Origin of the sequence: Microbacterium sp. AG790 (genome assembly GCF_003634765.1) — a bacterium.
GTDB lineage: Bacteria > Actinomycetota > Actinomycetes > Actinomycetales > Microbacteriaceae > Microbacterium.
In genome coordinates, this window is the sequence record NZ_RBWZ01000007.1 from 274,542 (window position 1) to 293,761 (window position 19,220).

Genomic DNA, 19,220 nt, shown 5'->3' on the forward strand with positions numbered 1-19,220 from the left:
CGAAAGCGGGGAGTCAGATGAAGTCGTTGCGCGGGGGCTCCAGGACCACCTCGTAGGTGTCGCGGAGAACGCCGAGCAGCCGGCTGAGGAGGTGGGCACGCTTGAGGAACAGGTGGCTGTCCTGCTCCCAGGTGAACCCGATGCCGCCGTGATTCTGGATGTTGTCGGCGGTGGACTTCTGTGCGTGGCGAGCGGCGAGCGCGTAGGCGGACGCGGCCTGGAACGACGCGTCCGGCTCACCGGCGTCGAACTTCACGGCGGCGAACGCGACCTGCGAGCGCACGGCGTAGGCGGCGACCGCCATGTCGGCGCAGCGGTGCTTCACAGCCTGGAACGTCCCGATGGGCACACCGAACTGCTGCCGAGTCTGCGCATAGAACGCGGACATGTCGCGCACCGCCTCGATGACGCCGAGCAACTCGGCGGCCGCGTGGATGCGGGCGACGGTCAGGAACGGCCCGTCCACGTCTACGGCGGTCGCGCCTCGCGTCGCACGCGCGACGCGCGTGGTCGGGTCGACGCCGTCGACCGGTTCGGTCGCGGCCACCTCGACGAGGGAGCCGGTCGTCTCGGTCAGGACGACCAGGAGATCTCCGGGCCGAGCGTCGACGACGAGGTCACCCACGGCGATACCGGCGCGGCGCTCCCCCGACACGAGCTCCGCGACGAGGTCCTCCCGCCCGGCCGCGGCGGCGATGCGCGCGGCCATGATGGTCGTGCGCAGCGGCCCCGGCGCCAGGCGACGGCCGAGTTCGACGAACAGGAGCATCTCCTCGGCGACACCGAGTCCGACCCCTCCCACCTCCTCCGGCACACCGAGGGCCAGCCAGCCGAGGTCGGCATAGCTCGCCCACAAGTCCTCGCTCACGCCGTCGGGCGTCAGCGATTGCTCACGCACCGTCGCGATCGTCACCGACTTCTCCAGGAAGTCGGAGACGGACTTCGCGATCTCGCGCTGTTCTTCGTCAGGTACCAGGGTGATCATCGCGGCAGTCCCATCACTCGTTCGCCGATGACGTTTCGTTGGATGTCGATCGTGCCGCCGGCGATCGTCGCACTGAAGTCCGCGAGCCACTCGCGGGTGGTGTGCGACCATTCCAGGACGGCGGTGTCGACGATGTCGAGCGCCAGGCGGGCGACCTCCTGCTGCACCTGCACGAAGAAGGTGCGGATGGCGGTCGTCTCCGGCCCCGGCTGCGCTCCCTTCGTGGTCGATGTCACCTGGTAGTAGGCCATCGACCGCAGCGCGGCGGTCGCGGCACGCGCTTGCGCGAGCCGATCGGCGATGGCGGGGTCTCGGAGCCGCCCGTTGTCGCGCGCCAGCTCGATGAGATCATCGACGGCGCGGATGTAGGAGAGACGGTGATCGAGGAATCCCGGCCCCCGCTCGGCGGACAGAGTGGACATCGCAACGGACCAGCCGTTGTCCACCCGATCCACCACGTTGGCGAGGGGAACACGCACCTCGTCGTAGAACACCTCGCAGTTGTGCGGGAAGCCGTCGATCGACCGGATCGGCCGGATGTCGATCCCCGGCAGGTGCATCGGCATGATCAGCCACGTGATGCCCTTGTGCTTCTGCGCCTCCGGATTGGTGCGCACCAGCACCTCGCCATAGTCGCCGTATTCGCCGTAACTCGTCCAGATCTTGGACCCGGTGACCACGAGTTCGTCGCCGTCGACGACGGCCCGCGTGGAGAGCGAGGCCAGATCGGAGCCGGAACCCGGCTCCGAGAAGCCCTGGCTCCACGGCGTCTCGCCACGGAGGATCTGCGGAAGGTAGAACTCCTTCTGCTGCTCGCTGCCCCGCATGATCAGCGTCGGCCCGGCGTGCCCGAAGGCGACCGCGAAGACCGACTCGCGGGGTGCACCGGCCCGCACGAGCTCTTCGTACCAGACGACCTGCTCCAGGAGCGAGAGGCCACGACCGCCGTACTCGACGTCCCAGTCGATGCCCGCCCACCCTCCGGCGAACTGTCGTCGCTGCCACTCCTGGTCGAACTCCTTGAGCGCCTCGCCCCCCGAAGGGCGCGGCTCGCGAGGGACGTTCTCCTCCAACCAGGTGCGCGCCTCCTCACGGAAGCGCGCGAAGTCCGCATCGGGAATCAACTTCATCGTCTTCTCCAGTCGTCGGCGTCTTCTCTGACGCCTGCTTCGAGGTCATGCTATTTAATCATATCCCGTAAGCATTACGATAAGACTACTATGAGCCGACGCAGGGTTCCACCTGCGGCGCACACGCCGACGTCACCGACGACACAGGGAGAACAGCAGATGTCCGAAATAGTCGTGGATAAGCAGGAGAGCACGACCATCATCACGCTCAACCGCCCCGAAGCGATGAACTCCATGAGCAGCGGTCTGATCAGCGAACTCACGGCCGCGATGACGGAGTTCCGAGAGGATGGCGCCCAGCGGGTCGCGATCATCACGGGTGCGGGAGATCGCGCCTTCTGCGCGGGCGCAGACCTGAAGGAGATGGCCTCCAGCGCCGCCTCCGGCGGCGGGCTGCCCGTCTCACCCGGACCCGACATCGCGGGCATCGCCGCGACGGAGAAGCCGGTCATCGCCGCCGTCAACGGCCTGGCGGTCGCCGGCGGCATGGAGCTCTCGCTCTGCTGCGACATCCGCATCGCCACCCCGGAAGCCTGGTTCGGTGTCTTCGAGGTCAAACGCGGCATCCTGGCGGGAATCGCCGTCAACGTGCTCCCCCGCGTGCTCCCCTACGGCGTCGCTGCCGACCTGCTCCTGGCCGCGGAACGCCTGCCCGCCGAGCGCGCCTACGCGCTGGGGCTGGTGCAACAGATCGTGCCGCGCGAGGAGCTGCTCGACGCGGCCCTCGTCAAAGCGCGGGCGATCGCGGAGAGTTCGCCGGCCGCTGTCTGGGGAAGCAAGCAGGTCCTGAAGTACTGGCGCAACCTGCAGCAGGCGGAGCAGCAGGCCTATTACGAGGCGGTGGTCCACCGCGTGCTGCTGTCGGGCGACGTGCTGGAGGGGCCACGGGCTTTCGCCGAGAAACGAGAGGCGTCGTTCTCGGACGGGTGGCCGAAGGTCCCCGGGTTCTGAGACGCCGGCTCGGTCGCATCCATCACCGCACGATCACGAGAAGAAGGAGAGAAAATGCCATTCCAGAACCGCAGAGCCGCGGTCGCCGGCGTCTATCAGTCGAAGCAGGGGGATCTGTCCGATCAGATCCAGCCGATCGCCTGGATGGACGCGGCCAAAGCCGCGTGCGCCGACGCCGGCCTCACACTCGCCGATATCGACGGCCTGATCGGCGACGGCCCGGAGGGCGTCGGCATCCGCGAGCAGCTGCCCGGAGCGGCGTTCGGGTACGACCTGCTCGGGAAGCCGCTGCGCTTCCACGCCCGCAACAGCATCGGAGCCGCCGCCGCGGGCGGCGCGATCAATCTCGCCGCCTACGCGGTGTCGGCAGGGCTCGCGGACGCGGTTCTCGTCGTCACGGCCGCCGCCGGCCAAGCCGAGGGGTACGCCAGCGCGAATCGCGACGAGGCCATCAAGATGATGGCGATGCTCAGCGGGACCTACGAGTTCATCTACGGGACCACGCGGGTGTCGGACTACGCCCAGCTCGCGACGCGTCACATGCACGAGTTCGGCACCACCTCCGCCCAACTCGCGGAAGTGGCGGTCGCGCAACGCCAGGGCGCCGTGCGCCACCCGCTGTCGTTCCACGGCCACCGCGGCGAGATCACCGTCGACGACGTGGTCAACTCCCGACTGATCGCCGATCCGCTGCACATGCTCGACTGCTGCGCGATCAACCAGGGGGCGGGCGCGTACGTCGTCACGACGCTCGAGCGTGCACGCGACGGGCGGCACGTTCCGATCGAGCTCCTGGGATACGGCGAGGGGCACAGCCACATCGACCCCAACGCCGCGCCGTCGCTGGCGGTGTTCCCGGCCGCCCAGGTCGCGGCGGACACGGCGTTCGATCTCGCCGGCGTCGGTCGCGACGACATCGACGTCGCCGGCATCGGCGACCACTTCACGATCAACGTGCTGTTCGGACTCGAGGCGGCGGGCTTCTGCGGCGTGGGCGAGTCCGGTCCCTTCGTCGAGACCGGCGCCCTGCGCCTCGACGGTGCCCTGCCCACCAACACGGCGGGCGGATTCCTGTCGTTCAGCCACGCCGGGATGGCGGGCCTCTTCACCCTCATCGAAGTCGTCGAGCAGCTGCGCGGCGAGGCGGGCGACCGTCAGGTCGCCGGTGCCGAACTCGGCTACGTGAACGGCGTTGGCGGCGCCATGCAGAACAACTACTCCGCGATCCTGGGAAGGGCGTGATCTCATGACCGACGCAACGACAGACAAGCTGCTGCCCACCGGCATCCCCAGCTGGCACATGCCCTACTGGGACTCGCTGCGCGAGCACGCCGTGAAGGTGCAGAAGTGCGCGCAGTGCGGCGCGTTCCGCTACATCCCGAAGGAGATCTGCAATCGCTGCTTCTCGGGAGGGTGGACCTGGGAACCCATCGAGGGCACCGGTACCGTCTACACTCACACCACCATCCGGCGGGCCCCCACCCCGGCGTACCAGCCGGACGCGCCCTACACGATCGTGCACGTCACAATGTCCGAGGGCTTCCGCATGATCGGCCGTCTGCACGGGGTCGCCCCCGAGGACGTCCGCATCGACATGCCCGTCCGGGTGCGGTACGACGAACTCGGCGACTGGACCGTGCTGAACTTCGAAGCGGCCTGACGCCGACCGTGAAGCGCCCGGGGCCGATGCCCCGGGCGCTTCACATTCGCATGCGTCACTTCGTGAGGAACGCGCGACTCCCCGGCAGCTCCATGCGGGGCAGACCCAGCTCGTGCTGGGCGATCACCGTGCGGAACACCCCGATGGCACCGCCGTAGGTCTTCGTGCCCTGCGCGTAGCGGTAGGCGAAGTCCGCCATGCCCCCGTCAGCGGCCTCGTCCTCGAGAAGCGCCTCAGGCCCGATCAGCGAGATGAGCTCGGCACCGATGCGGTCGAGGGCCTCGGCACCGAGCACGCGCCCGCTGGCTCCGTCGGTCGCGTAAGCCGCTTCCGACAGAGCGATGGCATCTGCCAGGCGATCCACCACGGCGCCGTCGCCGATCGATCCCGTCGTCTCGGCCCAGTCGAGCGCGGCATCCAGTGCGTCCCGCGCCTCGTAGAGGAAGGCCGGCCCCATCGGCAGTGCGTCGAGCCCGTCGTTGACCATCCCACCCAGGCCGTGCTCGGCGTCGAGGGGGCCGCGCAGCACCGACCAGCCGCCGTTGACCTCCCCGAGACGGTGAAGATCAGAGATGCGCGCGTCGTCGTAGAACATCATGTTCGTGCGCTCACCACTGAAGGTGAAGATCCCCTGCGCCTCCACGCCCGGAATCTTCAGGGGCATGAGGAACATCGTCAGACCCTTGTGCTTGCCGACGGTGGGGTCGGTGCGGGTCAGCAGGAAGCAGTAGTCCGCCTGGTGACCGTTCGTCGTGAACATCTTGGAACCCGAGATCGTCCACTCGTCGCCATCCCGCGTGGCGCGCAGTCGGGCGCTCGCGACGTCCGACCCGCCCTGGGGCTCGGTGAAGCCGAGCGAGAGGCACACCTCGCCCCGCGCGATGCCGTCCAGAACCTGCTCCCGCAGGGGACTCCGCCCGTACTGCTCGATCGCCGGGCTCACGAGGCGGATCGTGCTCAGCTGGCGGGTCGGAGCCTTCGCCCGCTCCAACTCCGCCCGCAGGATCGCCACCTGGATCCGGTCGAGACCGGCACCACCCCGCTCGCGGGGAAGCTCGGGGCGGATCCAGCCGCGTGAACCCAAGGCACGGTAGAACTCGCGGTTGTATCCGTCGCCCGTGCGACGTTCGGTCTCGCGCACCTCCTCGGTGACGTGTTCGGCGAGGAACACTCGCACGTCGTCGACGAAAGCCCGATGCCGACCGTCCGGGTCGAGGGAACTGAAGTCCATGGGGGGTCTCCTGGGTGCTGTGCGGTGGGAACGGATCGTGCGGAGCCGCGCGTCAGTGCGCGAGAACCGCCGAGTGGGGCTCGAGGGCGCGCGCGGCCCGCCGTGCCGCGAGTTCGCTCTCGACGATGTGGCGTCGTTCGGCGCGCAGATCTCCGCCGGCCAGTGCCCACCCGTGCGCACGGAGGAAGTAAGGCGTGGTGGGCGCCTCGTTCGTGAAGCCGAGTCCTCCCTGCACGTGCGCGGAGACGTTGGTGCCGCGGACCGCGACGTCATGCGCGTACACGACCGCGGCGGCCGGAAGGTGGCTCTCGGCGTCGGGCTCGTGGTCGAGGAACCATGCGGCCCGCAGCGCGAGGCTGCGCGCGCTGACGGCGCCGATGTGGGCATCGACGAGCGGGAACGCGACACCCTGGAGCATTCCGAGGGGCACTCCCATAGTCTCGCGAGTCTTCGTCGACTCGGCCCCCAGCGCGAGGCTCCCCGCCGTGAGGCCGGCGAGCGCGGCCGCCGTCAGCACGTTCCACTCGTCGCGCGCCCGACGGTAGGCCGTCGGCGCATCCGGGGACGCCAGACGCAGGTTCCGCTCCGCCGCCGGATCTACCCATGCCGACGGGAGGTGCGCGCGGTTGCGGACGCGTGCACGGGGCTCGTCCGCGGAGACGACCACGATGTCCGCACCGTCGAATCCGACCGTGTGCGTGGCGATCGCGGCGCTGGAGACGAGACGACGAGCGTCGAGAGGCTGCGCGGCGAAGGCGAGGATGGTCTCCCCGGTGGCCGCGGCCGCGATGAGCGGCACCGCGGCGGGGTCGCCGGTGGCGACGAGGAGCCGGGTCGCGACGACGTGGTCGATGAACGGGATAGGAGCGAGCACGCGCCCTGCCTCACCGGCGACGAGGGCGAGCGCGAAGACGCCGGCGTCGTCGCCACCGAGGTCTTCCGGCAGCGCCATGGACGTCACGCCCATCTCGACCGCCCGCTGCCAGAGTTCGCGGTCGATTCCCTCGGCCTCCGCCTGCCGGACGGAGTCCGGCGACACGACGGAACCGAAGAAGTCGGCGAACGCCTCCGCGATCCTCTGGTCGTCCTCGTCGAGGGACACGTTCCGACGACGGTGTTCGTAAGGGTTCATGGAGTCCTCCGCTTCGTCCTCGGGGTGTCAGATGGCGATGCCGACGAGCTTGGTGTCGAGGTACTCGTCGATGCCCTCGTAGCCGCCTTCGCGGCCGAGTCCGCTGGACTTGACGCCGCCGAACGGCGCCGCGGCCGATGTCGGGTTGATGTCGTTGACGCCCACCATCCCGAACTTGAGGCGCTCGGTGACGCGGATCGCGGTCGACAGATCCCGTGTGTACACGTAAGCCGCGAGGCCGTACTCCGTGTCGTTCGCCCGCCGGATGACCTCGTCCTCGTCATCGAACGGCGTGACCGCCGCGATGGGACCGAACGTCTCCTCGACCGAGATGAGCATCTCGGGGGTGACGTCGGCCAGGACGGTGGGGGCGTAGAACGTCGTGCCGGCCAGGCCGTCGACCGCGACGCGATCGCCGCCGACCAGGACGCGCGCACCCTTGTCCCGCGCGTCGCTCACCTGCTCCTCCATCTTCGCGACCGCGCGGTCGTCGATGAGCGGTCCGATCGAGACGCCCTCCTGCTCGCCCTGTCCCACCTTCAGTGCGCGGACGCGCTTCTCCAGGGTTTCGAGGAAGGCGTCATAGAGGGAGCGGTGGACGTAGATGCGGTTGGGGCTGATGCACGCCTGCCCCGTGTTGAGGAACTTGACTAGTGCCGCCCCCTTCGCGGCGTGTTCGGGATCGGCATCCGGGAAGACGATGAACGGCGCGTGCCCGCCCAGTTCCACGGACACCCTTTTGAGAGTCGGCGCGGCCTTCTGCACGAGCATCTTGCCGATCGCGGTCGAGCCGGTGAAGGTGAGCTTGCGCACCTCGGGCGACTCCAGCAGCGCATCGCCGACTTCTGCGGCCCGGCGGCTGGTGACCATGTTGATGACTCCCGCGGGCAGACCGGCGTCGAGGAAGAGCTTCAGCGTCTCCACGGCGAGCAGCGGCGTCTGCGCCGCCGGCTTGAGGATGGCCGTGCAGCCTGCCGCGACGGCCGGGGCGAGCTTGCGCGTGATCATCGAGATCGGGTAGTTCCACGGGGTGATGGCGGCGACGACCCCGACCGGCTGGCGCATCGTGAGGAAGCGCTGATCCGCGCGCGCCGAGGGAATGGTCACGCCGCTGATGCGCTTTGCCTCCTCGGCGAACCAGGCGAGAAAGTCCCCCGCATAGGTGACCTCGGTGCGCGCCGCGCGCAGGGGCTTGCCCTGCTCGCGCGTGAGCAGACGGGCCAGTTCCTCGTGCCGTTCCAGCAGGAGCCGATGGGCCCGCGTGAGGACGGCCGCACGCTCATAGGCGGTCGTCCGCGACCACGTCTCGAAGGCGGTGGATGCCGAGACGATGGCATCCTGCACGTCCTGGGCGTCGCCATCCGACGCGTGACCGAGGACCTCCGCCGAAGCGGGGTCGGTCACCGGAAACGTCGCTCCGGACCGCGAGGGCCGCCAGACCCCGTCGATCAGAATGGTCGATGCTTCAATTCCCATGGCAGTTCTCCCAAGTGTGCGCACGTCGCTGTATCGCGTTCCGGTAAGCGATACAGTAACACTGTTTCCAATCCTGAGGAGGATGCCATGTCTGCAATCTGGGTCGCTCGTACTCACCCTCGGACCCCCGATGACGAGGCGGATCTCATCCGCTTCCTGAACACCACCCACACCGACGAGCTGCGCGCCGGCCTGCCGGAACTGATGGAATACCGCACGTTCCGGCGCCAGGACCCCGACGGTCGCATCCAGCTGGTGTCGATCGGACGCTGCCCGAGCCTCTCCGGTGCGGAGTTGATCGAACGCATGGCGGCCCTCGCACCGGGACTCACCCAGAGTCCCGCCATGTCGTTCGAGCCGGGCGAGGCCCCGTCCCTCGAGTTCGCCGAAGAGGTGTGAGGCGCGTCATGCCCTCGCCGCGCCGCGCCCTCATGACGCACGGCTTCGCATCCTCGTGGGACCACGGCTGGGTCCAGCACGGATGGCCCGACCTCCTCGCCGATATCGACCTCCTGCCCGTCCCCTTCGGCCTGCCCGGCCACGTCGATTCACCGCTTCCCCCCACCGCCGACATCGAGTTCGTGCAATCCACCGCACTGGATGCGGCGGCCGGAGCCGACACGGCGATCGGGTTCTCGCTGGGCGCGGCGCTCACTCTCCACCTCGCCGCGCAGGAGCCCGACCGGTTCGAGAAGATCGTGCTCCTGGGCTTCGGCGACCGCGCGTGGCCACGGCCGGGAGAGAACGTTCGATTGGCCGATCGCATCGCCGACCCCTCCCGCGACGACGCGAACATCGCGCAATTGCGCCGGGCGGCGCAGACCTCGGGCAACGACCTCTCGCGCATTGAGGCGTTCCTGCGACACTTCCCCGGACCTCCACCCCCAAGTCGACTGCGCGCGATCACGGCCGACGTCCTCATCGTCCTGGGCGAAAAGGACGACCTGGGGCCGGCGACCATGGCCGCCACGTCGATGACGAACACACAGCTGCAGCTCCTCCCGGACGTCGACCACTGGCGCACACCCTCGAGCCCGGCGGCCATGCGTGCCGCGCTGGAATTCCTGTCGTGAGTGCGCCCGCCGGCAGGCATTTATGGTATGCCTTACGGTAAGTATTATCGCGTGAACGCGGCCGAGCGATGGAGCAGTGATGATCGACGCAGATCTCCCCCACGGATTCACGTCCCCGGACGACGTAGCGACCGGGCTGCGCGCCACCGGGTACCTCCCCGACGCCGACATCTCGACGACGGTGTTCCTCGCCTCCGCGCTGGAGAAGCCCCTCCTCCTGGAGGGGCCGGCCGGGACCGGGAAGACCGACCTCGCGGCATCCATCGCACGAACGACAGGCGCACGCCTGATCCGCCTGCAGTGCTATCACGGGATCGACGAGGCTCGGGCGCTGTACGAATGGGACTACCGCAAGCAGCTCCTCGCGCTCCAGGCCGCGGGGACAGGACCCGACGCGAGCCTCGACGGTGTCTTCTCGGAGGACTTCCTCCTCTCCCGCCCACTGCTGGAAGCGGTCAGAGCCGAGGACCGCGTCGTTCTCCTCATCGACGAGGTCGACCAACTCGACATGGAGACGGAAGCGCTGCTGTTGGAGTTCCTCGCCGACTTCCAGGTCACGATCCCCGAACTCGGCACAATGCGCGCGGCGCGGGCCCCGCTCGTCTTCCTCACATCCAACGACAACCGACGCCTGTCCGACGCCCTCAAGCGCCGCTGCCTCTATCTGCACATCTCGTACCCGGATGCCGAGCGCGAGAGCGAGATCATCCGCTCGAGGGTGCCCGGGGTCGACGAGCGCCTGTCGATGAAGATCGCCGAGACGGTGGCGATGCTGCGCGGACTCGACCTCAAGAAGCGACCGAGCATCTCGGAGAGCATCGACTGGGCTCGCACACTCCTCCTCCTCGGGGCCACGGACATCGATGAGGACCTGCTCATCGCGCACGCGAACGTCCTGCTCAAGTACGCGTCCGACATCGATCTGGCGCGAGAGACCCTCGGCGTGCGGACATGATCGATTCGGTGCGGGCGCTCGCCGCCGAACTCCGTCGCGTCAACGTCCCCATCGTCACCAGCGACCTCATCCTGGCCGCCGAGGCGCTCGACGCGATCGATCTGACACGGCGCGAGACCGTCCGCAGCGCCCTCGCCTCCTGCCTGGCCAAGGGAGCGGAGTACCGGGACACTTTCGACGCTCTCTTCGATCTGTACTTCACCGGGACGCCCGTCGACGGAGCGGGCCTGAGCGGTCTGAGCGACGACGCGCTCCGCACGGCGACGGCGACCGCCCTGCGTCGTGGCAATCGGAGCTTCCTCCGCGAGATCGCCGCCGAGGCGGTGCGGCGGTTCGCGAGGATGGAGCCCGGTCGCGCGGTGGCCGGTACGTATTACATCTTCCGGACGCTGCGCGAACTACACGTCGAGGAGATCCGCTCCACCCTCGCTGCTGCGCGCGACGTGGTCCTGCACGACGGCATTGCGGGCGCCGCGGATCGGTTGCGCGATGCCCGCGCGGACCGTGCGGTCGCGGAGTTCGAACGCACGGTGGAGAGCGAGGTGCGACGTCGCCTGGTGGCCGATCGTGGAGCGGACGCCGTCGCCGCCGTCCTCCGCGCGCCGCTCCCGACGGACGCCGACTTCCTCACCGCATCGACGGCGACGATCGCGAGAATGAACGACGTCGTGGAGCCTCTCGCGCGTCGACTCTCGCGGGTGCTGGCCGAACAGTCACCCGCATCGGCGCGGTCTCGTCTCGACGTGCGAGCCACCATCCGCGCGTCGATGTCGACGGGCGGATCTCCGGTGACGTTGCGTCACCTCCCTCCCGACCCCCTGCGGCCGCGCCTGGTGGTTCTGGCGGACGTGTCCGGCTCGGTCGCGGCGTTCGCGGGTTTCGCCCTGCAATTGGCCTTCGCCCTCAAGAGCCGGTTCTCCTCCGTGCGCTCCTTCGTCTTCGTCGATGGCGTGGACGAGGTGACCTCGCTCATCGGACGCGCTGGCTCCATCACAGAGACGACGCGGGTGATCAACACCCGCGGCCTGGGCGTCTGGGGGGACGGGCACTCCGACTACGGCAACGCCCTCGCCACCTTCTCGGGACGCCATCTGGATGCCATCGACTTCCGGACAACCGTCCTCATCCTGGGGGACGCACGAACCAACTACCGCGACCCGAGGCTGGACGCGGTCGAGGAGATCTGCCGCGTCGCCTCCCGCGTCTACTGGCTCAATCCCGAGCGACGGGAGCTGTGGAGCGACGGGGATTCCGCGATGTCGGAGTACGCACCGCTCGTCACCGCCGCGGTGGAATGCCGCACAGTGCGGCAGCTGGAAAGTTTTGTCGAGACGCTGAAATGAGCGACGGAGGAACCGAACGATGACCGATCAGACCATCAGAATCGCGGAGCCGCGGGTCGACCTCCCGTTCGACGGCGCCTGGCGATCGACCGATCCTCTCGGCTTCCCCGGCTACCTCCCACCGGCCACCTCCGATGAGTCCATCCGCGCCGGAATCGTCCACGGTCCGCTGAGCGACTACGTCCTCATCGAGTGCGACTTCCATCGAATGGGCGGAACCATGGGCGTGGTCGCGGGCGAATCCACCGCAGCGGCATTCCTGCGCGCGGCGGAGCTCCGCCTCCCGGTCGCGGCCATCATCAGCTCCGGCGGCGCACGTCTGCAGGAGGGCGTCCTGGCGCTGATGCAGATGGGACGGACCACCGAAGCGGTGGCGGTGCATCGACGGGCCGGTCTCCGCTCCGCCGCCGCCTTCCGAAGCCCGAGCACGGGCGGCGTCTTCGCCTCGTGGGGGAACGCCGTGGACATGCGCGCCGTAGCGCCGGGGGCCGTGATCGGCTTCGGCGGGCCGCGCGTCGTGGAGGTCGTCACGGGAGAGCGTCCGGATGCCACGTCGCACAACGCCGAGGCCGCCTACCGCGACGGCAACGTGGACGCCCTCGTTCCGGAGGAGCAGCAGCAGGACTGGCTCGAGTGCGCGATCGGCGTCCGTCACGCACCCGAACCGATGCGGCTGGCCCGCCCGGCCGCGCCGCGCCCGTCCGCCACGCCCTGGGAGGCACTCCTGGCGGTCCGCACGCCGGAGCACCCCAGCGGCATGGATTGGGTGAGCTGGCTTGCGGACGAATGGATGGAGCTGCGCGGAGCGGGCCGATGCTTCCGCGCGGGGATCGCGCGCATCGGCGGCATCGAGACGGCCGTGGTCGCGATGCAGCGCGACAAGACCGGACGACGTAACGCCGGCCCGGTGCCCGCTGACTTCCGGCTCGCGCAGAGAACCATCCGGCTGGCCGATCGCATCGGACTCCCGGTGCTGACCGTGATCGACACTCCCGGCGCTGACCCCTCCCCCGCCTCGGAGACGGAGGGGCTCGCGCGCGAGATCTCCCGCACCCTCGTGGCCCTGAGCGACCTGTCGACCCCCAGCGTCGGACTGTGCGTGGGCGAGGGCGGGAGCGGCGGGGCGATGGGGCTCGCCTGGACCGACACCCTGCTGTTGAGCGAGGGGTCGGTCTTCTCGGTCATCGCCCCCGAACCCGGCGCAGCCGTGCTCTACCGGGACGCGGCGCGTGCACCGGAATTGGCGACCGCCTTCCGCCTGTGCGCGGAGGACGTGGTGGCGACGGGCTTCGCCGATGCGATCGTCCCGAACGACGTGGATGCCGCGCGGGGCGCCATCGTCGACGCGCTCCGGCTCGAGAACGCCGGTCGGCGCGTGGTGCGGGCGGATGCCGCAGGCCGCGCCGCGATGCGGATCGGCTGACGCCCGCGTCGGCCCTGCGCCTCGTCCTCACCATCCGGCGGGGCGGAGCGGCGGGGTGCCTCCGCGGGCACCCGAGAACGACGCGCGTGCGAGCGTCCGCCCCGGCGATCCGCCGGGGTCAGCGTCCGACGCGACCGAATAGAGCTGCCACCTGCGTGGTGACGATCGGACGCAACGCCACAGCGGCGCCGACGATGGCGACCATTCCTACTGTGAACACCGTGAACCCGGCCCAGCTGCCGTCGTCCTGCGTGCCCCAGTACATGTGATTCAGGTTGCGCAGCGCACCGGTGGCGAACACGAGGAAGACGTGGACGAGGACGAAGAGGACGAAGTAGATCATCACGGGGAAGTGGACCTTTCGCGCCATCTCGACGGGAAAGACCCGGCCGACACGCTCGGCGCGAGCCGGCCACAGGGCCGACATCCGCAGACCCGTGATCGCCGCGAGCGGGGCAGCGAGGAAGATCGTCGTGAAGTAGGCCAGCACCTGGAGCGCGTTGTAGTTGACCCAGCCGTCCTCGGTCGGCCACGACAAGGACACGTACTGCAGCGCCGAGGACACCGCGTTGGGAATGAACTCCCACGAGAACGGAACGACCCGGATCCACTGCCCCGTGCTGAACAACAGGACAACGAACACGATGCCGTTGGCGAGCCAGAACATGTCGAGAAAAACGTGGATGAACTGCTCGATGGGGATCTTCCGTCCGCCGTGACGCGACTGCCAGGATGCCATCGGGCGAGACGTCCGGCGAATGGTCCAGCCCGTCTTGATGACGAGGACCATGAAGAAGGCGTTGAGCCAGTGCTGCCACATCACCCAGGCGGGGAAGCCCTCGGGAGCCCACGTCGGGAGAGGGATCTCGCCGGGGTATCGCGCGACGAACTCCCGACCCGCGGGCGTGCCCCAGAGCAGCACCCGGACGATGAGGACGACGCTGGCCACCAGGACGACGGAGAGAGTGCCGCCGACGATGAACGCGGTCACGGCATCCACCCCGAAGATCCGCCGCCGAGCCGAGCGGACCTCTCGTTCGGCGGCGGCGGGCACGGTTAGGGGCGTGCGGCTATCCTCGCGTGGGGCGGGGACGCTCGGCGATGGAGCCGTGTGATCGACCGTGGGCGGCTCCGGGAGAGCACCGGCCGACCCGTCGATCCACCCCGGCAGAGCGACTTCGAGGAGAGTCTCGGCCGGCGGCCACCCCCCCGCACCGACCTGCCGCGGAAGACCGCGACGAGCGGAGGAACGGCGAAGGGTGCGGGCGACTGCCGCGTCGGCATCCCTGCGGGGCGGGCTCGAGGACGTCTCCGGCGACGCGGCCCGCGCCGACACCACCCGAGGTCGGACGTCCGCCGCGGGCCACGGCGCACCTCCGGACGTCCGGGGCAGACCTCGGCGCACCCGGGGGGCGTCCGCGACCGCCCGCCCGGAGCCGATTGCCAGAGCGGCCGCGGCCGCCGACGCGGAGGCATCGCTCCCGCCGGGGAGGAGGACGGCGACTTCGAGACCGCCCGCCGGCCAGGGCTCGCCGCCCGGCGTCCGCGGAAGGCCCCGTCGAACGGGAACCGAATGCGCCATCATCACCGCTGCTTCAGGGTCTCGATCGCCTGCGGGACGATGGTGAACAGGTCGCCGACGACACCGAAGTCGGCGATCGCGAAGATGGGGGCATCCGCGTCCTTGTTGATCGCGACGATCCGCTTGGATGCCTGCATCCCGGCGCGGTGCTGAATCGCTCCGGAGATGCCGACCGCGACGTAGAGCTCCGGGGTCACCGTCACGCCGGTCTGGCCGACCTGGTGGGCGTACGGGATGTATCCCGAATCGACGGCGGCGCGGGAGGCGCCGACCGCCGCGCCCAGGGCGTCGGCCAACTCTTCTACGAGGGCGAACTTCTCCTTCGATGCGAGCCCTCGGCCGCCGGAAACGACCTTCTTCGCTCGACGGAGATCGGGGCGGGAACTGCTGATCTCGGCGGGGACGAAGGCGTCCGCCCGTGCCGACCGACGCGCCGACGGCTCGACCGACAGCGTGTGCACGGTGGGTGAGTCCACCGCGACGGCACGCTCGTCCGCCGCGCCCTGGCGGAGCGTGATGACGGGAGCGCCGGCGGTGGCTGCGGCATCCACCAGGTAGTTGCTCCCGAAGACGGAGTGGTGCGCGATGATGCCTTCTTCGTCCACGCCGACCCCCACGGTGTCGATGAGCAGGGCCCGGTGAGTTCGCACGGCGAACCGCGCGGCGGCCTCACGCCCGTCGAGGGAATGCGCGACGACAATGGCCGCGGGGACGACGATCTCCTCGGCGGCGGTGAGGGCGTCCACCAGGGGGGTGACGACGCTCCCCTCGGGGATCGACACGCGGATCACCTGCGCGGCACCCGCGGCCGCCGCGGCCGCGGTCAGCGCATCCGTATCCGCCCCCGGAGGCACGGGAACGACGGCGACGGGCTCGCCGATCGTGGCAGCCGCGCCCAGGACTTCGGCGGCGCTCGGGGCGAGCACGCCGGCGGGAGTCACGTCGAGAAGGGCGAGGATCGGTTCGGCATTCATCGGCGCACTCCTCAGACGAGCTTCTCGGCGATCAGGTATTCGGCGAGGCGACGTCCGCCCTCGCCGTCGTCGGTGATCGTGATCCCTGCCGCCCGCGGGGGACGCGCCGCAGCGGAGATCACGATGGCCCGCGGCGCGCGCGCGCCGTCGGTGTCGGCGCCGAGTTCCTCCGCGTCCAGACGGGTGAGCGGCTTCTTCTTCGCCGCCATGATGCCCTTGAAGGCGGGAAAGCGGGGATCCGGCAGAGCATCCGTGATGCTCGCGACGGCGGGAAGCTCCGCCGCGAGCCGGACAGTGCCGTTCTCCGTCATCCGCGTACCGCTCACGACGTCACCGGCGATCTCGATCGCCGAGAGGTTCGTCAGGTGCGGCAGCTCCAGGTGCTCGGCGAGCATCGCCCCAAGAACGCCGCCGCCGCCGTCGGTCGAGACGTTTCCGGTGAGGACGAGGTCGGGGCTCTCGCGCAGGAGGGCAGCCGCGAGGACTTCCGCGGTCAGGGTCAGATCTGCGCCGACCAGGCCATCGTCGCTGATGAGCACGGCACTGTCGGCGCCCATCGCGAGGGCCTTCCGCACCGCCGTCTCGGCGCTCGCCGGGCCCATGCAGATCACCGTCACGGTCGATCCCTCGTTCGCCGCCTGAAGGGTGAGTCCCACCTCAACGGCCCGTTCTCCGATCTCGTCGGCGACGCGCTCGCTGCCTTCGCGGTCGACGAGTCCCGTCTCCAGGGAGATGCGGCGGTCGCCGTAGGTGTCCGGCACCTCTTTGATCAGCACGACGATGTGCACGTGAAGTCCTCTCCTCGACGTCGGCGTCACCGCCGACCGGCATACTGAGAGTATTACCGTATCTGATTCAGGTCAATCGAGGCGCTCGCGGTGACAGTGTCTCCTCACGAGGAACCGCAGCGATGCGGAGCGATCACTCCGCCTCGCACTCCACCATTGCGCGGGCGGAGGCCGCGAGACGCGTGAGCAGATGCGCGGCGCGGCGCGCGTCGGCATCCGACCAGTCCGAGGTGAGGCGCGCGATCAGGTCGTCACCGACGCGGTACAGCTCGCGCGCGACGACACGCCCCTCCCCCGTCAATGCCACGAGGCTCGCCCGCGCGTCGGCCGGGTCGGGCACCACCTCGATGAAGCCGCGGTCCGTCAGGCGCGCGATCGCCTTGCTGATGCTCGGCGCGCCGATGCCCATCGCCCGTGCGAGGACTCCCGGTCGGACCCGGCCGCGGAATCCGAGCTCCCACAGCACGCGACCGTCCGTCCCGCCCAGACCCTCCAGCGCGTCGTTGCTGAGACGGGATCGGAACTCCGCGGCGCTCCAGAGCTCGACCAGCGTCGCCAGCGGGAGCGCGATCGGATTGCGGTAGCCCAGGTCACCGGCATCCTCGATATTCGCGCTCACGGGATCACGCTACCGGGCGTACTGTGTCCTGCAGATAGTTTCCAAAGGAAAGGGAATTCCATGTCATTCGATGGCAAAGTCGCGATCGTCACGGGTGGGGCCTCGGGGATCGGTGAAGCGACGGCGAAGCTGCTGGCCGCGAAGGGGGCGCACGTCCTCATCGCGGATGTGACTGATGCCGCGGGAGCGCGGGTGGTCGGGGAGATCGAGGCGGCGGGCGGGTCCGCGCGCTTCCGACACGTCGATGTGTCGCGACCGGGCGATGCCCACGAGATGGTCGCCGACGCGGTCGCCACGTGGGGCGGACTGCACTACGCCGCCAACGTCGCCGGCATCGGTCAGGTGCCCTCCCGCCTCCACGACATGGAGGAGGGCACGTGGGATCTCATCATGAACATCGACCTCAAGGGCATGTGGCGCTGCATGGCGGCCGAGATCGAGCAGTTCCTCACCACCGGCGGCGGGGCGATCGTGAACGTCGCGTCCGGTGCGGGGATGCGCGCGACCGTCGGGCAACCTGCCTACGGCATCGCGAAGGCGGGCGTGATCCAGATGACACGCCAGGGTGCGCTCGAGTACGCCAAGGACGGCATCCGCGTGAACTCCGTCGCCCCCGGCCTCATCGACACCCCCGCCGTGAAGGCACTGCCCGACGACGTCCGCGCCATGTATGCCGCGGGGCAGCCCGGCGGACGCCTGGGTGAACCCGAAGAGATCGCGGCCACGATCGCGTGGCTCCTCTCCGAAGAGGCATCCTTCGTCTCGGGCCTGAACCACCTCACGGACGGCGGCTGGTTCCAGATGTCGCCGGCGTAGAGCCGGCTCAGCCGCGCGGCGAGGGGCCCGGCTTCCCCCGCCGCGCGGAAACATAACTCGGAGATTGTCTCCGCTGACGGATCACAGCGGGTGGGTTCATCATCAGGGAGGATAGCCGCCGGACGTAAAAGCTCAACGAACGGTGGTTCATCGGCGATCCGTTCTCGGCGGAGCCTCTCAAAAGCCATCTCGTGGATGCACCGCCGAGTGGAGTCTGTGTCTCACTCCAACTCGCGGAGATCGGGCGATCGGCACAGACGAGTCGTACGGGGACACCCCCGCACACCCCATCAACGTCACATGGCGGTCACGGCGCGCGCGTCCTACGGAATCGGCCGGGACCCGCGGCGGACGTCTGAAGCGCCGGGCCTGTCTTGCAGATAGCGTGCGCACCCCATCGTGCCCGGTCAGCGCCAGAGCACACGTGGATGGGGAGGGCTGGCCGTCGAGCTCGCACACGCGGGACCGAACTGATCGAGACTTCCAGAGCAACCCCGAGACCGTCGCGCGGTGCGCAGGGCGTCGGGGTCGAGCTGGACATCTGCCCTCCGTCAGCTCCCCAGGTTCGCGAGGCCCTCCACCTGCACGCTCGGCGCAGCGGCGCGAGGTGGAAGGCCTCGTGAACCTGCGGGGCGCGCGAGCGCCCCGCAGGTCGACATCACTGACCGAGCTGGCTGGCGAGCTGCTCGTCCGTGGACTGCAGGGCCTGGGCGGCCTTCTCGAGGAAGGAGGCCATGCCCTCGATGCCCTGGACCGTCTTGGTCGCACCGGTGGTGAACTCGGTGTAGGAGGCGTCGAAAGCGCCCGAGGCGCGGCTCGTGGTGAAGCCGTCCTGGACGAGCTGAGCGACGAGCTGGCGCAGGCGCTGCAGGTTCGCCTCGAGCTCGTTCTGTCCGTCACGCAGGCGCGAGGCGGCCGAGTTCATCTGGTCGTAGGTGACATTCAGATTGGCCATGAGGGCCCCTTTCATCTGGCCCGGCCGGTGTGCCGGGAGGTCTTGTTGTTTCGAAGATAGGCGGCGTCGCGGCCGGTGACCATGGGGAGAACTCCCCATGACGGCGGCCCCGCCGGCGCCGCCGCAC

General features: G+C 69.4%; 19 protein-coding genes. 9 read left to right on the forward strand and 10 right to left on the reverse strand.

From position 1 onward, the window contains the following. Nucleotides 1–13: 13 nt before the first annotated feature. Nucleotides 14–985, reverse strand: a complete 972-nt coding sequence (locus DEU37_RS06820; protein ID WP_183043611.1) for an acyl-CoA dehydrogenase family protein — start codon at nucleotides 983–985, stop codon at nucleotides 14–16. Next, nucleotides 982–2,115, reverse strand: coding sequence for an acyl-CoA dehydrogenase family protein (locus tag DEU37_RS06825; RefSeq protein ID WP_121189838.1), 1,134 nt, complete (start codon nucleotides 2,113–2,115; stop codon nucleotides 982–984). Before DEU37_RS06825 ends, DEU37_RS06820 begins: the two co-directional genes overlap by 4 nt. 159 nt (nucleotides 2,116–2,274) lie before the next feature. On the opposite strand from DEU37_RS06825, the gene DEU37_RS06830 reads away from it, so the two are divergent. Genes DEU37_RS06830 through DEU37_RS06840 form a run of 3 tightly spaced genes read left to right on the forward strand, consistent with a single transcriptional unit; the run spans nucleotide 2,275 to nucleotide 4,726 of the window. Continuing rightward, nucleotides 2,275–3,066 carry an enoyl-CoA hydratase/isomerase family protein gene (locus DEU37_RS06830; RefSeq protein ID WP_183043612.1) on the forward strand — a complete coding sequence of 264 codons (792 nt, stop codon included), beginning with the start codon at nucleotides 2,275–2,277 and terminating at the stop codon, nucleotides 3,064–3,066. A 54-nt stretch (nucleotides 3,067–3,120) separates the two neighbouring features. Next, on the forward strand, nucleotides 3,121–4,308 hold the full coding sequence (locus DEU37_RS06835; RefSeq protein WP_121189840.1) for a thiolase C-terminal domain-containing protein: 1,188 nt from the start codon (nucleotides 3,121–3,123) through the stop codon (nucleotides 4,306–4,308). A 4-nt stretch (nucleotides 4,309–4,312) separates the two neighbouring features. Further along, nucleotides 4,313–4,726: a Zn-ribbon domain-containing OB-fold protein gene (locus DEU37_RS06840; RefSeq protein WP_121189841.1), complete on the forward strand. Its 414-nt coding sequence runs from the start codon at nucleotides 4,313–4,315 to the stop codon at nucleotides 4,724–4,726. A 55-nt stretch (nucleotides 4,727–4,781) separates the two neighbouring features. Here DEU37_RS06840 and DEU37_RS06845 read toward each other — a convergent pair whose 3' ends face one another. From DEU37_RS06845 to DEU37_RS06855, 3 genes are read right to left on the reverse strand one after another with little or no spacing between them, the layout of a single operon-like run. Further along, nucleotides 4,782–5,957 carry an acyl-CoA dehydrogenase family protein gene (locus tag DEU37_RS06845; RefSeq protein WP_121189842.1) on the reverse strand — a complete coding sequence of 392 codons (1,176 nt, stop codon included), beginning with the start codon at nucleotides 5,955–5,957 and terminating at the stop codon, nucleotides 4,782–4,784. A 52-nt stretch (nucleotides 5,958–6,009) separates the two neighbouring features. Further along, nucleotides 6,010–7,089: an acyl-CoA dehydrogenase family protein gene (locus DEU37_RS06850; protein ID WP_121189843.1), complete on the reverse strand. Its 1,080-nt coding sequence runs from the start codon at nucleotides 7,087–7,089 to the stop codon at nucleotides 6,010–6,012. 27 nt (nucleotides 7,090–7,116) lie between these two features. After that, on the reverse strand, nucleotides 7,117–8,565 hold the full coding sequence (locus tag DEU37_RS06855; protein WP_121189844.1) for an NAD-dependent succinate-semialdehyde dehydrogenase: 1,449 nt from the start codon (nucleotides 8,563–8,565) through the stop codon (nucleotides 7,117–7,119). An 87-nt stretch (nucleotides 8,566–8,652) separates the two neighbouring features. On the opposite strand from DEU37_RS06855, the gene DEU37_RS06860 reads away from it, so the two are divergent. The 5 genes from DEU37_RS06860 to DEU37_RS06880 all read left to right on the forward strand — a co-directional run bounded on the left by DEU37_RS06860 (nucleotide 8,653) and on the right by DEU37_RS06880 (nucleotide 13,359). Beyond that, entirely contained in the window at nucleotides 8,653–8,964 is a 312-nt protein-coding gene (locus DEU37_RS06860) for a hypothetical protein (protein ID WP_121189845.1), read from the forward strand. Between the two features lie 8 nt (nucleotides 8,965–8,972). Further along, complete coding sequence (locus tag DEU37_RS06865; RefSeq protein ID WP_121189846.1) at nucleotides 8,973–9,638, forward strand: alpha/beta fold hydrolase; 666 nt, start codon at nucleotides 8,973–8,975, stop codon at nucleotides 9,636–9,638. 79 nt (nucleotides 9,639–9,717) lie between these two features. Then, nucleotides 9,718–10,593 carry a MoxR family ATPase gene (locus DEU37_RS06870; protein WP_121189847.1) on the forward strand — a complete coding sequence of 292 codons (876 nt, stop codon included), beginning with the start codon at nucleotides 9,718–9,720 and terminating at the stop codon, nucleotides 10,591–10,593. Then, the gene (locus tag DEU37_RS06875; protein ID WP_121189848.1) at nucleotides 10,590–11,936 is read left to right on the forward strand and encodes a VWA domain-containing protein; all 1,347 of its coding nucleotides are present in this window, start codon (nucleotides 10,590–10,592) and stop codon (nucleotides 11,934–11,936) included. The genes DEU37_RS06870 and DEU37_RS06875 overlap by 4 nt, the downstream gene beginning before the upstream one ends. A gap of 19 nt (nucleotides 11,937–11,955) precedes the next feature. Continuing rightward, nucleotides 11,956–13,359 carry a carboxyl transferase domain-containing protein gene (locus tag DEU37_RS06880; RefSeq protein WP_121189849.1) on the forward strand — a complete coding sequence of 468 codons (1,404 nt, stop codon included), beginning with the start codon at nucleotides 11,956–11,958 and terminating at the stop codon, nucleotides 13,357–13,359. A 118-nt stretch (nucleotides 13,360–13,477) separates the two neighbouring features. Here DEU37_RS06880 and DEU37_RS15045 read toward each other — a convergent pair whose 3' ends face one another. From DEU37_RS15045 to DEU37_RS06900, 4 genes are all read right to left on the reverse strand, one after another. Further along, complete coding sequence (locus DEU37_RS15045) at nucleotides 13,478–14,350, reverse strand: cytochrome b/b6 domain-containing protein (RefSeq protein ID WP_259457177.1); 873 nt, start codon at nucleotides 14,348–14,350, stop codon at nucleotides 13,478–13,480. Nucleotides 14,351–14,943: 593 nt separating this feature from the next. Continuing rightward, a complete protein-coding gene (locus tag DEU37_RS06890) occupies nucleotides 14,944–15,915 on the reverse strand; it encodes an electron transfer flavoprotein subunit alpha/FixB family protein (protein ID WP_121189851.1) in 972 nt (323 codons plus the stop codon). An 11-nt stretch (nucleotides 15,916–15,926) separates the two neighbouring features. Continuing rightward, the gene (locus tag DEU37_RS06895) at nucleotides 15,927–16,703 is read right to left on the reverse strand and encodes an electron transfer flavoprotein subunit beta/FixA family protein (RefSeq protein ID WP_121189852.1); all 777 of its coding nucleotides are present in this window, start codon (nucleotides 16,701–16,703) and stop codon (nucleotides 15,927–15,929) included. Nucleotides 16,704–16,836: 133 nt separating this feature from the next. Further along, nucleotides 16,837–17,322: a MarR family winged helix-turn-helix transcriptional regulator gene (locus tag DEU37_RS06900; protein WP_121189853.1), complete on the reverse strand. Its 486-nt coding sequence runs from the start codon at nucleotides 17,320–17,322 to the stop codon at nucleotides 16,837–16,839. Nucleotides 17,323–17,382: 60 nt separating this feature from the next. Between DEU37_RS06900 and DEU37_RS06905 the strand changes: the two genes are divergently transcribed. Next, the gene (locus tag DEU37_RS06905; protein WP_121189854.1) at nucleotides 17,383–18,138 is read left to right on the forward strand and encodes an SDR family NAD(P)-dependent oxidoreductase; all 756 of its coding nucleotides are present in this window, start codon (nucleotides 17,383–17,385) and stop codon (nucleotides 18,136–18,138) included. A gap of 658 nt (nucleotides 18,139–18,796) precedes the next feature. Here DEU37_RS06905 and DEU37_RS06910 read toward each other — a convergent pair. Then, entirely contained in the window at nucleotides 18,797–19,093 is a 297-nt protein-coding gene (locus DEU37_RS06910) for a WXG100 family type VII secretion target (protein WP_005054492.1), read from the reverse strand. Nucleotides 19,094–19,220 lie beyond the last annotated feature (127 nt).

Coding starts and splice junctions, on each gene's coding strand:
- DEU37_RS06820 (WP_183043611.1), bottom strand. CDS start 985: ATGATCACCCTGGTACCTGACGAAGAACAGCGCGAGATCGCGAAGTCC.
- DEU37_RS06825 (WP_121189838.1), bottom strand. CDS start 2,115: ATGAAGTTGATTCCCGATGCGGACTTCGCGCGCTTCCGTGAGGAGGCG.
- DEU37_RS06830 (WP_183043612.1), top strand. CDS start 2,275: ATGTCCGAAATAGTCGTGGATAAGCAGGAGAGCACGACCATCATCACG.
- DEU37_RS06835 (WP_121189840.1), top strand. CDS start 3,121: ATGCCATTCCAGAACCGCAGAGCCGCGGTCGCCGGCGTCTATCAGTCG.
- DEU37_RS06840 (WP_121189841.1), top strand. CDS start 4,313: ATGACCGACGCAACGACAGACAAGCTGCTGCCCACCGGCATCCCCAGC.
- DEU37_RS06845 (WP_121189842.1), bottom strand. CDS start 5,957: ATGGACTTCAGTTCCCTCGACCCGGACGGTCGGCATCGGGCTTTCGTC.
- DEU37_RS06850 (WP_121189843.1), bottom strand. CDS start 7,089: ATGAACCCTTACGAACACCGTCGTCGGAACGTGTCCCTCGACGAGGAC.
- DEU37_RS06855 (WP_121189844.1), bottom strand. CDS start 8,565: ATGGGAATTGAAGCATCGACCATTCTGATCGACGGGGTCTGGCGGCCC.
- DEU37_RS06860 (WP_121189845.1), top strand. CDS start 8,653: ATGTCTGCAATCTGGGTCGCTCGTACTCACCCTCGGACCCCCGATGAC.
- DEU37_RS06865 (WP_121189846.1), top strand. CDS start 8,973: ATGCCCTCGCCGCGCCGCGCCCTCATGACGCACGGCTTCGCATCCTCG.
- DEU37_RS06870 (WP_121189847.1), top strand. CDS start 9,718: ATGATCGACGCAGATCTCCCCCACGGATTCACGTCCCCGGACGACGTA.
- DEU37_RS06875 (WP_121189848.1), top strand. CDS start 10,590: ATGATCGATTCGGTGCGGGCGCTCGCCGCCGAACTCCGTCGCGTCAAC.
- DEU37_RS06880 (WP_121189849.1), top strand. CDS start 11,956: ATGACCGATCAGACCATCAGAATCGCGGAGCCGCGGGTCGACCTCCCG.
- DEU37_RS06890 (WP_121189851.1), bottom strand. CDS start 15,915: ATGAATGCCGAACCGATCCTCGCCCTTCTCGACGTGACTCCCGCCGGC.
- DEU37_RS06905 (WP_121189854.1), top strand. CDS start 17,383: ATGTCATTCGATGGCAAAGTCGCGATCGTCACGGGTGGGGCCTCGGGG.
- DEU37_RS06910 (WP_005054492.1), bottom strand. CDS start 19,093: ATGGCCAATCTGAATGTCACCTACGACCAGATGAACTCGGCCGCCTCG.